The sequence below is a fragment of the Undibacterium sp. Tian12W genome (genome assembly GCF_049339405.1).
GTDB lineage: Bacteria > Pseudomonadota > Gammaproteobacteria > Burkholderiales > Burkholderiaceae_D > Undibacterium.
Genome location: NZ_JBMPPK010000021.1, coordinates 25,436 through 40,677, shown reverse-complemented (window position 1 = coordinate 40,677; position 15,242 = coordinate 25,436). Strand labels below are relative to the sequence as shown.

The window sequence follows — 15,242 nt, the reverse complement described above, 5'->3', positions numbered from 1 at the left end:
CACCAAGCCGACACAGAATCTATACTGAATTTTATGCACGGACCCGATCCCAAAAACCCTCACCCCATGCAGGGCTTCCCCCAGGTTTGCTATATCCAGAATACTGTCAGCAATCCTAATATCATCATCGGTGACTACACATACTATGATGACCCGGAAGATGCTGAAAACTTCGAGCGCAATGTGCTCTATCATTTCCCTTTCATCGGTGACAAGCTCATCATCGGCAAATTCTGTGCGCTGGCGCGGGGTGTCAAGTTCATCATGAACGGGGCCAACCACAATATGGCAGGTATCTCCACCTACCCTTTCCAGATTTTTGGCAATGGCTGGGAGAAAACACCGATGGATCTTGAGTCCCTGCCCTACAAGGGTGACACCATCATCGGCAACGATGTCTGGATAGGGTATGAAGCCCTCATCATGCCGGGTGTGAAGATAGGCAATGGCGCCATCATCTCTTCGCGTTCCGTGGTGGTTGCCGATGTGCCAGCCTATACCATCGTCGGTGGCAATCCCGCCAAACCCATACGCCAGCGCTTTAGCGACGATGTCATCGATACCCTGGAGCAGATCGCCTGGTGGAACTGGCCGGTAGAAAAAATCAGCCGCTACATCAGCGTGATTATTGCGGGCGATATAGGCGCACTCAAAGCCAGCGCCCTCACTGAATAGCCGTATTCATTTCAATTTACTTCTTATCCATACATGAAAATTACTGACATCCCTTTTGGCACGACAGACTGGTCTGCCATAGAAAAAACCGAGCATCCCGGCATCACTGGCAAGGCCTATTGGCGTACCTGCAAGTTTGGCGATATCCGTGTGCGCATGGTCGAATACACAGCCGGCTACCTGGCTGACCACTGGTGCAGCAAGGGGCATATCCTGCTCTGCCTCGAAGGTGAAATGCAAACCGAACTGGATGATGGCCGCGTGCTGACCCTGAAGGCAGGCATGAGTTACCAGGTGGCTGACGGCGCAGAGGCACATCGCTCATCGACGGCAAGCGGAGCAAAGCTGTTTATCGTCGATTAAGCTCAGGGGCCTTGCGATGCGCTATCCGGCATGTCCCGGCTGCCCCGCATGTTATAGTCGCCAGCAGGATAAATTCCATCTATAAAAACATCATAGGGAACAATAATGAAAAAAAAACTCGCCTCCACCTTGTTCAGCAGCATGCTGTGCAGCCTCATGCTGGCCAACAGCCCGGTAGTACAGGCAGCGACAGCAGCAGAGCATGCCAAAGAGATCGTCGCCATCAAGGCCGGCCGCCTGCTTGATGTTGAGAGCGGCAAGGTCTTGCGTGACCAGCTCATCGTTATCGAAGGCGAGCGCATTATTGCCATCAGCCCTATCGCGGGCACACCTGTTCCTGCTTCTGCAAAACTCATTGACCTGTCCAAATCGACCGTCTTGCCTGGTCTCATCGATGCCCATACCCACCTGACCAGCAACCCGCACCTGCATGGCTACAGCTCTTTGGGGACATCGACAATACGCTCCGCCCTGTATGGCGTACGGGCCGCACGCGATACCCTGCGCGCCGGCTTCACCACCGTGCGCGACGTTGGCTCTGAAGGTTTTTCTGACGTTGCCCTGCGCGATGCCATCAATGATGGCGACTTCCCCGGCCCGCGCATCATGGCGGCTGGCTATGCGATAGGCATCAAGGGTGGCCATTGCGACAACAACCTGCTGCCGCCCGACTACAATGACACCGGCAAGGGCGTGGCTGACGGCCCCTGGGCAGCGCGCACCAAGGTGCGTGAAATGGCCAAGTATGGTGCCGATGTCATCAAAATCTGCGCCACTGGCGGCGTATTATCCAAAGGTGACTCCCCTGGAGCCCAACAATACACACTCGAAGAAATGCAGGCCATCGTGCAGGAAGCCCACAAGCTGGGCCGCAAGGTCGCCGCCCATGCCCACGGTGCCAGCGGCATTGCTGACGCCATCCGCGCAGGGGTCGATTCTGTCGAGCACAGCAGCCTGATTGATGAAGAAGGCATCAAACTCGCCAAAGAACATGGCACATGGCTGGTCATGGACATTTATAATGACGACTATATTCTTGGTGAGGGCGAAAAAGCAGGTTTTTTGCCAGAATCCCTCGCCAAGGAAAAAGAGATAGGCCAAAAACAGCGTGATAACTTCCGCGCAGCCCTGCAAGGCGGTGCCCGTATGGCCTTTGGTTCAGACGCTGGCGTCTATCCGCATGGTGACAATGGCAAGCAATTTTATTACATGGTCAAGTATGGCATGACACCCATGCAGGCGATACAGGCAGCCACCATCAGTGCCGCAGATTTGCTGGGCCTGAAAGAAAAAGTCGGCAGCATCAAGGTCGGCAAGTTTGCCGATATCATCGCCGTTGATGCAGACCCGCTGGCAGATGTCACGAGCCTGACGAAAGTGAACTTCGTCATGAAGAGCGGCAAGGTTTACAAGTAATTTTTTTAAGTCAAGACCTCTCAACACCGAGGCACAGAGATGCAGAAAAGATCAGAAGAAAAACACAAACTGTGATTCTTCATTTTAATTTGCATCTCTTTTTTAGAAAGCAGCAATGAATCAAAAACTCAGCATAGATGAATACGACGCACTGGAGCAATTAAGCAAGCTGCCGCGCAACACCAAACCAAATGCCTGCATCAGCCGCAACGCCAAGCGCCTGTGTGGCATCAAGTTCATGACTTACCGCAAAGACGGCACGCTGGAACTGACCGATGCAGGCAGGCAAACCCTGTTCATCAAACAATGCATAGACGGCCTGCGTGCGATTGCCAATGACCCGGACACCCCCCTCCCCGGCCCGGTAGCCACCTTCCTCGGCAAGAAAGCCCACGTAGCAGTCGATGCCGAAACCGGCAAAATGGTAATCACCCAGCGTGGTATTGAATGCCTGGCGGATATTGATGCGCAGATGGTGCAGGGGAATAAGTAAGCGGCGAAATGAACGTCAGGCTTTGCAACGCATTTTAGGCAGATACACATGCGTACGATTACGCTTGCGCTAATCGTACCTACCTGAGCTAGGTTTCTTTCCTGCCATGCTTCATTATTGAATCATTGGTTAACACAAAGTTGGAACACCCGAGTATTTAAGTCTTGGCATCTCTGACAACTCCTGAAGATAGAGTTGAACAACTTGATTATCTCCCAGCACGCCTGATTCTGGTTCGTTACTGAGCAAGGTCAGATGATAGAAACCATCATCAATATCGATCATCTGCTCATGAGGACACTCTGCATCCCAGTTTAACAAATCAAAAAGATCTCTGATGCACAATGTACGATCACGCACTTCTACACCCAGCCTTAGCTTAAAGATGTGCTGCTCTAGTGTAGTTTGTTCTGGGTAACCTCTGAATATCTCAAGAAAGAAGCGACCAGACGTCCCAGTGCTTACGCCAATAATACGACCGTCGGTCGCTTGTTTTTCAATTACGACTGGATCAGAAAAAGTTGTTTCAAAATAGTCTTCACCATGTTTAATGGATGCTGTGGAGAATGGCGAATAAAATATAAACCCGAATCCTGCCACGTCCAGACATATCTTTTTTATTGCGTTTACCAATATTTCCCTCGCTCTTTTTTGTTACCCAATATTGCCGCCACAATCCCATTACCCTGACAGTCGCGGAATTTGTCTAAGCGTTTTCACGCCACAGACAAACCACGCAAGGCCGATAACACAGCAGCCCATAGATACGAGCAGTCCGCGTAATCGTAGGTATGTTATACGTCGGATGCCCTCATTGTCATTTGATATATTTCAACAAAATCCGGCGCATTGCCCTGCTGAATTCAACAAAATAAGTATCACGCTTTTCAAAGTATCCGAGATAAATAAACATGCGTACGATTACGCTTGCGCTAATCGCACCTACGCGAGCTGACAATCGCCGTCTTTAAATAGGGTAACTATCGGGTAACTGTCAGATCAGGGCGCGACTACTACACTTTATGGTTTTGCGTCCAAAATTTCTATCTTGAAATTTCGTCCATTAGACGCCACCCCCCATCCGATTTTGCTTGCATCTGAAATGTCTTTAAGCGGTGTACGCTCCTGCTTATATATTTTCGCTTCAAATGTACCAGTTGGCAAAGGGACTTTAATGATGGGTGAGAATTCCAAATAATCACTTCTGATCTTGCTATTAAGATCTAAAGTTCTTTGGGGTGTCCTTATATACATGTTGAAAGTAGTTGTATCAACTGCTGGTACAGCATATTTTAATAGAACCTTAATTGTTTCATAAGGAGTATAACTTTTTGGATAGTCTAAAATATCTAATGTCGGTAATTTAAAACTATGCTCCATAGTCTTATTTGGATTTCGAACTAGCTTGAACGTCAATATCCCCTCTGTTACGGGAATATTTCCAACGTAAGAGTAAGTCCCCGTTGAACCCTGCTCTCCTTTCAATTCAATACCATTTACAGTGATTACACCCACTGACGACAACTTGACAGATTTTTTTGTCTCATGAAACCAAAAACCCGCCCGAACAAAGGTAAATTCTTGCCCATCAGTATGCGTCATTGTATAGATAGGCATGATCTCGGTTTCAGCGTCGTCAATCACCCAGGATTGAGCATTTGAATTACTCATGATCCCCAAAGAGCCCGCTAAAACCATTCCAATATAGATACCAATATCTCGTCGTTTCATTTATCTAATCATCTCTATCTGAGTTTTTCAATTCTGTGCATGCAAACTCTATGTCACCGGTTTCGATTAAGCTTGCAATGGTTTTCTGAATAGTCGCTTCATCAAGTGACTCAACGACTATCATGTCTGCTGCCCATATATAAGTGCCATTTGCACACTCTCCAGTAGTGCGGTACTTATCTAAAAGATACGTCAAATTACGAAGTGTAAAAAGAGTCGCCGTAAATTTTCGGCCATCAAGCAAATCAATTTGAACGTCAATATTTTCGTCTGCAGCAGATGAAATCTTATCGATAGCGTGGACTTTTATAGAAAAATTCTTCATCTATTTTTCTTGAATCCAGTCATGCATTGCGACATCTCAGAACCTGACAGTCGCGGAATTTGGCTATGATTTTTTTCACACTCCCGACAAATCACGCAAGGCCGATAACATCGCAGGCCATGCATTACTTTGCGGATCAATCACAGCGAAATGCCCGGCGTCAGGCAGCAGTACCAATTGCGTTTTGGGGAAAGCCTTGCAATAAGCTTCAGGCACAACCGGTGGCACAACTTTATCGAGACTACCTTGCAGCACCGTCACTGGTACCGCAGGTGCGGGTAATTGCATGGGGTCGGCGTCCGGGCGTTCAGCCGGATTTTTGCCTAGAAACTTCAACACGGCACCATCACCCAGTTTCAAATCATAGGCCATGCGCAGGTCGGCGGCGGGTGCCAGGGCAAGTACACCGGCGAGTGCGGGCGTGGCACATTTGACGGCGGCCCACAACACGAGATGTCCGCCGGCAGAATGCCCGGCCAATATGATCTTGCCGTTGTGTCGCGCCACCTGGTGCGGCAGCATTTCTATCGCGCTGGCGATATCTTCGAGGCTGGCGTCAGGATTGCCGGGGATGCGGCGATATTCTGGTGTGACTACCGTCCAGCCTTCAGCGGCCAGTGCGCTGGACATCGCCTCGGTATGCTGCCTGTCATATTCTGGTTTCCAGAAACCACCGTGTATCAACATTACCAGTGGACGCCGTGCGCCGTCACTGCCATAACGTATATCGGCTACCTGGTCGGCGTGACTGCCATAGATCAGGTTGTGATCAGGTGGAGTACCTTTGCGGGTCAGGATGGAGAGGTCTTCTGTCATATTGTTTCCTGCAATGATTTACGTAGAACGGGAGAAGTGCAATGCGCTCATTGTACCTGCCACTGGCTGTCATTCTCAGTAGGAGCGGCTTCAGCCGCGAAAACTCTACACACAAAGCTGTTCGCGGCTGAAGCCGCTCCTGCGTGAATGCTACAAGCTATCTATTTTTGCCCTGCGCCCCAGCACAAACGCCAGCAAGATTCCCAGAGCAGACAAGCCCAGAGCACCGAGGTTGCCGATGAAGATGTATGGCGTCATGCCAGTATAGCCCTGCACGTTTGCGGCCAGCACGGCGCGGGTATTCTCGGGCAATAACTGCTCGACCACGCCACCAGGTACGATGACTGCGGTGGCCCCGGTGTTGGTTGCGCGTAGCATGGGGCGACCTGTTTCGAGTACGCGCATTTGTGATATCTGCAAATGCTGGGGGATCGCAAAAGAATTCCCATACCAGGCCAGGTTGGATGCGTTCAGCAAGATGCTGGCAACCGGCTGGCCTGCAGCATGTTGGGCTGACAGTTGCGCGGCAATTTCTTCACCGAACAAATCTTCATAGCAGATATTTGGCATGACCCATTGACCTGAGACTTTCATCGCAGGTTGTATCGGGCCAGAGGTGGAGAACTCGCCCATGGGGATGGACATCATGTTCACAAACCAGCGGAAACCCGGCGGGATGAATTCGCCAAAAGGTACGAGATGGTGTTTGTCGTAACGGTAAGGCTGGGCATACTGGCGCGACATGCCGAGTACGCTGTTTGAATACTTGTCGCCACCATCATGCACACCGACACCGAGGATGACGGTGCTGGCACTGTCCTGGGCAAAGGTATTGAGAATGGGCAGATAGTCTGGCGGCAGTTGCGAAGTCAGCATGGGCAGCGCTGTCTCAGGCGTGACGATGAGATCCGCCGGGGTTTGCGTAATCATGTCGTGGTACAGCGCCAGTGAGTCGTTCAGGTGTTCCTGGCTGAACTTCATGTCTTGCGCGACATTGCCCTGCAACAGGCGCACCTGTATGGGCTGGCCTTGTGGCCTGGTCCAGCTGATTTGTTGCAGGCCAAAGCCAGTAGCAAATACCAGCACGATCAGGGCAGGTAAGGTTATTTTTTGCTGGCGGCTACCAGCACTTACCAGTAACAGGGCGAGCGCCCCGGCCAGCAGGGCATTGATCCAGCACAGGCCGAGCACGCCGATGACAGGGGCAAAACCGGCGAGCGGACTATGGGTGTGGGCATAGCCTGAGATAGTCCAGGGAAAGCCTGTCAGGAAGCAGATGCGCAGCCATTCAGCCACGGTGAATAAAGCAGGCAAGACCAGCAAGCCGGCGACGGTCGCCGAAATCTTCCAGCGTTGTTGCAACCAGCGTGTGCCCCAGGCAGCCGCCGCCAGGTAAACGGACAACGCGCCAGTCAGGAACATCAACGCCAGCAAAGACAAGACACCGGGCAAGCCGCCAAACACCGTCATCGCATATATCAGCCAGCTGGTGCTGGCAGTCAGCCAGCCGAGGCCATAGGCCCAGGCCAGCCAGCCTGCGCGTTTGCGGCTGATGGCGGTATCGCCTTCACGCAAAACCTGGCTGAACAAGAGTGCCAGGCTGAGTATCTGTACCGGCCAGAAATGGAAGGGGGCAAACGACAATACATTCAGCCCCCCTGCTACCAGTGCCAGCAGGAAGGATGAGCGTACTGAAAGGGAAGACAATAAAGACCGCACAGCCTTAATCATCGGACCGCACGGTAGGTCGCTGCTCTACCAGCAGCATCTGCACTTCACGCGCATCAGCACGCAAGACTTCAAAGTAGAGGTTGCCTATGGAAAATTCATCGCCCATGTGCGGCAACTCGCCCATGTAATCAGCCACATAAGCACCTATGGTTTCGACATGGTCAGAACCCAGCGTTGTACCCAGGGTGTTATTGAACTGTTCGAGGTCGGTCAGGCCCTTGATGCGCCAGCGCTTGCCATTACCCTTGCTTTCCAGCGCCAGGATATTGCCTTCTTCTTCTTCAAAGTCGTATTCGTCTTCGATGTCGCCAACGATTTGTTCGAGCACGTCTTCAATCGTAATCAGGCCGGAGACACCGCCGTATTCATCCACCACCATGGCAATATGATTACGGTTGGCACGAAAATCTCGCAGCAAGATATTCAGGCGCTTGGATTCAGGGATATAGATGACGGGACGCAGCATGTCACGCACATCAAAAGCGTCAGAGGCGTAGTAGCGCAGCAAATCCTTGGCGAGCAGGATACCAACCACCTTGTCACGGTCACCATCGACCGCAGGAAAGCGGGAATGCGCTGTCTCCAGCACTTCTGGCATCCATTCTTCTATGGGGTTGGAAATGTCGATGACGTCCATTTGCGCGCGCGGCACCATGATATCGCGTGCGCACAAGTCGGATACCTGGAACACGCCTTCTATCATTGCCAGTGCATCGGCATCAATGAGGTTGCGTTCTTGCGCATCGTGCAATACTTCAAGCAGCTCTGCGCGGTTTTCAGGTTCAGGAGAAATCAGGGCGGTCAATCGTTCAAACAATGACCTGTGTGGTTTAAGGTCAGATGGTCTGACCTTACTAGAGTGCTCTTGCATAATAGGCGTAACGCCGTTGTTTCAATCCTACAGAATACAACAAATGGCGGCTGTTTCCCAAATTTTGACATGGGCAGTTACAAAAACTATAGCAAAACATGCGCAAGCGCAGACCAAAACCCGCGGAAAACACCATTTGTCATCCCGCCGTCATATTTGGCGGCCTGGCTGTGGATCAAGTTTCAGGCATACCGGGCGACTGGCAAACTAGCTGACGTGGTACAAAAACATCAATTAATCCAATGATAATAAAAGATTAAAAAATCAATTGCCTTTGGTTTTTCGACAACTTATGCTGGTGGTTGACAAAGCACTATCTCAAGTACAAGCGCTAGCGCCATCCACGCCTGCACAAAACCAGCCCATCCTGCAAACGCTGGCGCTGGTAATTGCACTGACATTGAAATATCAGCAGTAATAGAAGCGGCAGAAGTGGTACATGCAGCAACAGCCAATTACCAATGGAGAGTATCCATGTCAGCAATCATCCAGGCCATCTTTATCAATCCACCCATGGCAATTGCCCGCCTGGGTGGCAGCAGTACGCCGCAAGAAGCTTTCCAGTGGATACAAAATCCAGCACCGCGCGCCAATGCAGAAACTGTGATTGCCCCCGACTGGTCATTGCGCATCTTGCCCGACAGTTCGGTCGAGCCGTATATGCCAACAGAAATCAGCCTGCGTGATGGGGAACTGATCAGGCCCGTTGCGCCCTTCTTTGAAATCTGGGCAAGAATGGGCGAGCCCGGCTCGGCAGAAAGCAGCTGGACAGATGCACCGCTGACCCCAGCCCTGTTGAAGCGCTTCAAGATACCGCTTGCCAACTTGTCGCTGGAAGTGAATGCGCAAAACCACAAGGCGGCCCGGCGCGCCTCCAACCTGCTGTTACGCTTTGGCACCTATCCACCTGTAGTAGTAAGGGCAGACAATCATGCCAACACCCCTTTGCTGGCCGTCAGCCCGCCCGCAGCAACCAATCCCATGATACCGACGGGGCGCAATATCCCGCTGGGCAGCATACAGTTCTTGCTCAGCAAACCCCAACTCAGCATTGGCCAACCCTGGCTGGCAGCAGTCAATGTAGAAGTATTGCGTTTTCGCTTTACCCCGGCGCGGGGCCGCGTATATGGCCCGCCAGATACCAGCCAGGATCACCAACCACCCACGGGTGCCCCGTCACCACCGGTACTGGAGCCTTTCAACTTCCTCAACCCTGATGCAGGCTGGCGCGGTACCACGGGCACGCAGGCATCTATCGTCAGCCCTTGGGATACCTATGATGGCGCCGATGATGGCAACGACAATGATGCCAATGACGAGCTGTCGCTAGGTGTCGTCGATGATACCTGCGAAGCCAGGGTCAAAGCCACTTTGCGCTTCCCCGGTGCGGCTGGGCGAACCATCAGCACCACAGCCAATGTCTTTGTCGCCCCACCTGATTTTGCGCCGGACCGTCGGCCTTTCCTGTCCATGGCGGACGAGATCAATGACCGCAGTGCCGACATCGCCCAGCGTAATGCCGCCATGAGCACAGCCGAGCGCGAGCGCTGGGTAGAAGACCTGTTCGAGCGCGCTTATGAAACCCTGAGCCTGCTCAACATTGATTATTACCGTGAGCTGCGGGCCATGCGCTTGCCCGCCGGTGCACGGCGTCCCCAGCCCATCCCCGGTGACAGCATGCGCCTGCCGCTCAGGGCATTTGGTGCCAGTGATCCTTTGCGTAATCCCGATTTCGCGCTATCCAATGGCAATGCCGATGATCCTCTGCCACTGACCAGCCATGCTCGCTCGCGCCACCGCTACCTGTCTGACTTGCAGGCCCTGCATGATTTTGTGCAGTTGCACCCCAACCGGCTGAAAGAACTGATACGCCAGAGTTTTCACCTGAGATCACCAGAAACAGCCAACGCCACCAGCATGCAAATGCCGCCACTGATGCGCAACTCGAATGCCCTGCCGCTGACGCTGAGTACCTGGCAATATGATCTGTTGATGAGCTGGGTGGATGCAATCGTCCGGACCCCCGTCACCTCACCGCTGGGTCGTTCTGCGATTGTCGCCAGGCGGGCGGATGAGAGGTTGGATGAAATCCTCGCTGGCATGGGTACCGCTGCGCCTGGTGGCCAGCCATGAGTCTGTTACCGCTCCCGTCTGCGGCGCAGGCCCCAGGCAGTTATCGCTTCAGGTCCAGCCTGGGTCAGCATTTGCTGGTGGTACAGCACAGCCAGATTTATGACCTGCCAGAACAGGAAACTGATGCTGATATCAGCCTCGATCACGCCCTCAGCCAGATGCTGGCACGCACTCTGGACAATGAAGTCAGCCTCGACGCACTAAGCCTGCCTACCGTGCAAAGCCTGTCGCTGAACGTCAGTTCCAGTTGCAACCTCGGTTGCAGTTATTGCTATGCCAGCCAGGGTAATTTTGAGGGCAAGCAAAGCAAGGGCATGGACTGGGAACAGGCACGCAACAGCATAGACCGCCTGCTGGCAGGCGCCAATCCACAAGCGCTGCTGACCCTGGGCTTCATAGGCGGCGAGCCCTTTGTCAATCGCGCCCTGATACATCAATGCGTGCATTATAGTACTGAGCTGGCACAACAGCGACAACTGGACTTGCGCTATTCCGTCACCACCAATGGCACCTTGTTGCGCCCTGAAGACCACGAGCTATTGCGACAACACCGCTTTGCAGTCACCGTCAGCATTGATGGCGGCAGCGTCGTTCAGAACCGCCAACGTCCCATGCTCAATGGCAAGCGCGATTCTTTTGCTGCAGTCATCGAACACTGCCAGCCTTTGCTAGACCAACCCGGCATGTGCAAACTCGCGGCCCGCGCTACTGCCAACAGCCTCTCGCTTGACCTGGCCCAGCAGTTTGATGCCATTGCTGCACTGGGCTTTCAGGACATAGGCTTTTCACCTTTGCGCAGCAGTTCAGCACTGGCATTGCAGGAGCAAGACTGGCCAGTATATGAGCAAGCGATGGTCAGCCTGGCCAGCAGTGAATTGCAACGCGCCTTGCAGGGGCAGCAAATACGCCTGAGTAATTTCGCCACGGCCTTGAAGCAATTGCATGTCGGTGCCAGCAGCCCTTACCCCTGCGGTGCAGGTGGTGGCTATTTTTCTGTTGCCAGCAATGGCGACTGGTATGCCTGCCACCGTGCGATTGGCAATCATGATTACAGGCTGGGTGACAGGCACACGCTGGACGCGCCCAAACGCCTGCAATTTTTGCAGGAGCGCCACGTCCATGCCCAGACCGATTGCCACACTTGCTGGGCACGCTACCTGTGTTCTGGCGGCTGCCATCAGGAAAAAGCCAGCCGCAGCCAGGCCTCTTGCGATTACATCCGTCAGTGGCTGACTTTTTGCCTGCAGTCGTATTGTGAACTCAGTCAGGCCAGGCCGGATTATTTTACCCATTGCTTGCCGTCCTCACATGCCAGCAAACCAGCATAAGCTGGAACTTAAGGAACTTAAGGAACATAAGGAACTTAAAGAACACAAGGAATATAAAATGAGCCTTCCCGACATCATCAAACTGGTCCCACGCAATGCTGCGGCCTTGCGCCGTGCGCAGACTGCCGACAGCGCCATCAAACCTGTTGCTGGCAATCCCGTCTCTACCCGCCTGGAGTCTGGCGTCGGCAATTGCTACCCAGGCCTGGAAGCTGATTTGCGCAATCTGGAAAGACGTTTTTTTCCCTTCCTTGAAGTCGATATTGCCGATACAGAAATACGCATCGTGGCTGTCGATAGCGCTGGACTCACGGCAGCTGCCCTACCCGATGCAGACGCACAAAAATACCGCGACCTGGCGCTGGGTATCAGCCAGAATCAACCCTGCATCATTAGCAGGATCAACGGCAATTTCGGGCCCTTTGGCAATCATGATCTGAACATCGCTCAACTGAGCCCGCCAGGCGCAGCTAGCACTAGCACTAATACAAGCGCCAGCACTGCCCCCCCGGACGCCTGGACTGCAATACGCCTGCTGCCAGAAAATACTGCCATCAGCCTGACGATACGGCTGGGCACACGCAGCATCAGACTGGAGGGCAGGCGCTCCGCCTACCTGAGTGGCACAGGCAGCCTGGCAGCCATGTTTGAACCTGGTGAGCTCACTCAATCCCTGTGCAGCCCCTGGACCCATGATTTTCGCGATTGTGGTTGCTTTTACTGGGCCAGCAATCATCCCGACATTGCCCAGCCACCGACACCAGATGCCAGTGAGCCCGGTGTGCCCTGGCTGGCAGCAGTACCATGGGAGAGGCTGGACCGCAGCATAGGCAGCACACCACCCTCACCCGCCAATACAACTACCCCGGAAGAACTGGGCCATTATGCAATCAACCATCAGTGGCAAAGCCTGAACTTTGTGCTGGAAGGCCGCGAAACCATACGCCCCTACAAGCCAGGCAAGTTCACTGCACTCCCACTGGCATCACGGGAAGAATTACAGTTATACCTGCGCTATGCCGCCGGGCTGGAACTGGCAGCGATACAGGAATACCTGTCGGCAGCCTATTCGTTGCGAAGCCCGGCCAGCCTGCCAGCAGGCAGCTTGCGCAACCGGGTCACAGCCAGCTTTGCTGAACTGATGCGTATCGCCTATGGAGAAATGCGCCACCTGCGTGCCGTCAATAATGTGCTGCAAGCGCTGAACGGCCCGGCCTATACACCTGCCTTACAAGTCGCCAAAACGATACCTGATGCCGCTGGCAATCAGCGCCCGCCACGTGCAAGGATACTTGACCCACAAGCCCTTCTGGATTTTCTGGCGCTGGAGCAAGCCAACAGAGGTGCTGACGAATTATATGCACGCATCTATGCCACCCTGCGCCAGCCTGGCTTTGGCAGCGATGCCGACTGCCAGAGCATACGTTACATCATGGCCGAGGGGCAGGACCACTTTGAAACCTTTGAGAACATGCAGGTTTGGTTAAGAGACTTCCAGCCCGGCCAGTATCTGCACCAGTCCCTGGTACAGGCACCGGCCAGCAACAGCAGCTACCAGGCACTGCAAAATGCCTATCGCAAACTGCTGGAAAAACTGTACGCCGGTTATCAGGCCGGCATGCCGCAGGGCGCGATGGATATCAACACTGCGCGTGGAGACATGGTGGCTGCGAATGGTTTTGGCAATGTTGCCAGGGCGGTCATCAATGCGGGTTTTTTGCTGTCTTTTGATACCATCAGTGACCCACGCTTCGCCCCTGTTGCACCGCCACCCGGCTTATGAAGCATTACCGTGTTGCCGTGCTGGGCAATGGCCCGGTGGGCATACTGGCTGCCTTGCACGCGGCCAGGCAAGGTCATCGCCCTGTATTGCTACTGGCAGCAGAACCACCACCCAATGTTGATGTTGAAGGTGGCTACCGTATTGAGGCTGTCCCCGTCAGCCTGCTGGCATTGCTGCTCGAATATGGCATTCACCCCCACCTGATCGGCGCCGGGCAAACGCATGCTGTCAGGCAGATACAGTGGGATAGCAAAACCTGCATGTCCCTGCCCACACCCAGGACCGTACACATCCACCGCCCGGCACTGGAGCAGGCCCTGTGGCAAAAGTTACTACAGGAGCCGCGTATCCACCTGCATCTGGGCGAGCAAAGCCTGCAATTGCACGATGCCGGTGCCAATGGCGCTGATAGTATCAATGGCGACAATCCTAACAACTGGCACGCCGACCTGTTGGTTGATGCCAGTGGCCGCGCCGCCAGGACTGCCAGCAGCATAGACAAATCACAGCAGCCCTGGGTAGCCCGCCTGTTCACACTGGCTGGCAACACAAGGCCGTCCGGAAGTTTTCAATCTCATTTCCATTCTCACTTCAAGCTGGCAGCGCTGCCCGAGGGTTATGTGTATAGCCTGGCTACGCCCGAGGTACAAAATGTGGTTTTTGTAGGGCGCGGCAAGGCAGTCAAAGGCAGTGCAGAAGAATTGCAGCAACTCTTGCAGAGCACTCAGGCTGACTGGGTGCTGCAAAGCTTGCCTCAGTTGACAGAGTTTCATAGCGGCATGGCTCACCCAGTGTCGCTGCAATGGGCGGCATCTGAGCGTAGCGTGCTGATCGGTGATGCAGCGCTGGCGCGTGACATCCTGTCGTCCCAGGGTTTGTCCTGCGGCCTGTCAGAAGCACTGTGTGCAGCTGATCTGGGCACGCCACAGGCCAGGGCAAATTTCCAGCAAAGGCAAACACAACAACGGCAGTTGCATGCGACGGCATTGCTGAACCAGATCAGGAGCTGCCTGTATGGCATGGAGAGCGCCTGGCAAGACTATGCGCAATTTATTATGCGGGCACGCACATAAACCGCCAAGACTGTCAGTTTCAACACTGTTTAAATCGCCGGGGATCAACTAGTATCAGGGCATGGAAAACAATCTCTACAACCTCGACAACATCGACAACATCGACAACATCGATAACATCGATAACATAGACAACAAGGAGTCACCGTGTATCTCATCGCCAACATACTGACCGGCATCGTCGCCGCCCTGCATATCTACTTCCTCGTACTGGAAATGTTCCTGTGGGATAAGCCCATGGGTTTGCGCACTTTCAAGAACACACCCGAGAAGGCAGAGATCACCAAGGTGCTGGCCGCCAACCAGGGTTTATACAATGGCTTTTTGGCCGCAGGTCTGGTCTGGGGTTTGCTGATGGGTGGCCATGAAGGTTTTCATGTGAAGATTTTCTTCCTGACCTGTGTCATCGTGGCCGGTGCCTATGGTGCCTATTCCGTCAGCCGCCGCATCCTCTACATACAGGCGGCACCAGCCTTGCTGGCTTTAGTGCTGCTGCACTTCTAA

The 15,242-nt window shown here is 53.5% G+C and carries 15 protein-coding genes; 9 read left to right on the top strand and 6 right to left on the bottom strand.

Annotation, left to right across the window (positions count from 1 at the left end; all coding sequences use genetic code 11):
- The first annotated feature begins 33 nt into the window (after positions 1 to 33).
- From ACO0LI_RS23905 to ACO0LI_RS23890, 4 genes are all read left to right on the top strand, one after another.
- On the top strand, positions 34 to 675 hold the full coding sequence (locus ACO0LI_RS23905) for a Vat family streptogramin A O-acetyltransferase (protein WP_423035783.1): 642 nt from the start codon (positions 34 to 36) through the stop codon (positions 673 to 675).
- A gap of 33 nt (positions 676 to 708) precedes the next feature.
- Entirely contained in the window at positions 709 to 1,038 is a 330-nt protein-coding gene (locus ACO0LI_RS23900) for a DHCW motif cupin fold protein (protein ID WP_423035781.1), read from the top strand.
- Positions 1,039 to 1,143: 105 nt separating this feature from the next.
- Positions 1,144 to 2,454 (top strand): amidohydrolase family protein, encoded by a 1,311-nt coding sequence (locus tag ACO0LI_RS23895; RefSeq protein WP_423035779.1) that lies wholly within the window; start codon positions 1,144 to 1,146, stop codon positions 2,452 to 2,454.
- Positions 2,455 to 2,569: 115 nt separating this feature from the next.
- Entirely contained in the window at positions 2,570 to 2,947 is a 378-nt protein-coding gene (locus tag ACO0LI_RS23890; RefSeq protein ID WP_423035777.1) for a hypothetical protein, read from the top strand.
- Positions 2,948 to 3,076: 129 nt separating this feature from the next.
- On the opposite strand, the gene ACO0LI_RS23885 is transcribed toward ACO0LI_RS23890, so the two are convergent.
- From ACO0LI_RS23885 to ACO0LI_RS23860, 6 genes are all read right to left on the bottom strand, one after another.
- Complete coding sequence (locus ACO0LI_RS23885; protein ID WP_423035775.1) at positions 3,077 to 3,580, bottom strand: hypothetical protein; 504 nt, start codon at positions 3,578 to 3,580, stop codon at positions 3,077 to 3,079.
- 387 nt (positions 3,581 to 3,967) lie between these two features.
- The gene (locus tag ACO0LI_RS23880) at positions 3,968 to 4,678 is read right to left on the bottom strand and encodes a hypothetical protein (RefSeq protein WP_423035773.1); all 711 of its coding nucleotides are present in this window, start codon (positions 4,676 to 4,678) and stop codon (positions 3,968 to 3,970) included.
- A gap of 4 nt (positions 4,679 to 4,682) precedes the next feature.
- Entirely contained in the window at positions 4,683 to 5,003 is a 321-nt protein-coding gene (locus ACO0LI_RS23875; protein ID WP_423035771.1) for a hypothetical protein, read from the bottom strand.
- 75 nt (positions 5,004 to 5,078) lie between these two features.
- Positions 5,079 to 5,819 (bottom strand): alpha/beta hydrolase, encoded by a 741-nt coding sequence (locus tag ACO0LI_RS23870; protein WP_423035769.1) that lies wholly within the window; start codon positions 5,817 to 5,819, stop codon positions 5,079 to 5,081.
- Positions 5,820 to 5,969: 150 nt separating this feature from the next.
- On the bottom strand, positions 5,970 to 7,526 hold the full coding sequence (lnt, locus tag ACO0LI_RS23865) for an apolipoprotein N-acyltransferase (RefSeq protein ID WP_423035767.1): 1,557 nt from the start codon (positions 7,524 to 7,526) through the stop codon (positions 5,970 to 5,972).
- A gap of 16 nt (positions 7,527 to 7,542) precedes the next feature.
- Positions 7,543 to 8,421, bottom strand: coding sequence for an HlyC/CorC family transporter (locus tag ACO0LI_RS23860; RefSeq protein WP_422953997.1), 879 nt, complete (start codon positions 8,419 to 8,421; stop codon positions 7,543 to 7,545).
- Between the two features lie 474 nt (positions 8,422 to 8,895).
- Here ACO0LI_RS23860 and ACO0LI_RS23855 point away from each other — a divergent pair, with 474 nt between their 5' ends.
- From ACO0LI_RS23855 to ACO0LI_RS23835, 5 genes are all read left to right on the top strand, one after another.
- Positions 8,896 to 10,554: a hypothetical protein gene (locus tag ACO0LI_RS23855; protein ID WP_423035765.1), complete on the top strand. Its 1,659-nt coding sequence runs from the start codon at positions 8,896 to 8,898 to the stop codon at positions 10,552 to 10,554.
- Complete coding sequence (locus ACO0LI_RS23850; protein ID WP_423035763.1) at positions 10,551 to 11,882, top strand: radical SAM protein; 1,332 nt, start codon at positions 10,551 to 10,553, stop codon at positions 11,880 to 11,882. Before ACO0LI_RS23855 ends, ACO0LI_RS23850 begins: the two co-directional genes overlap by 4 nt.
- Before the next feature lie 58 nt (positions 11,883 to 11,940).
- Positions 11,941 to 13,665: a ferritin-like domain-containing protein gene (locus ACO0LI_RS23845; RefSeq protein ID WP_423035761.1), complete on the top strand. Its 1,725-nt coding sequence runs from the start codon at positions 11,941 to 11,943 to the stop codon at positions 13,663 to 13,665.
- Positions 13,662 to 14,738 carry an FAD-dependent oxidoreductase gene (locus tag ACO0LI_RS23840; protein WP_423035759.1) on the top strand — a complete coding sequence of 359 codons (1,077 nt, stop codon included), beginning with the start codon at positions 13,662 to 13,664 and terminating at the stop codon, positions 14,736 to 14,738. The genes ACO0LI_RS23845 and ACO0LI_RS23840 overlap by 4 nt, the downstream gene beginning before the upstream one ends.
- Positions 14,739 to 14,885: 147 nt before the next feature.
- On the top strand, positions 14,886 to 15,242 hold the full coding sequence (locus ACO0LI_RS23835; RefSeq protein ID WP_422953991.1) for a DUF1304 domain-containing protein: 357 nt from the start codon (positions 14,886 to 14,888) through the stop codon (positions 15,240 to 15,242).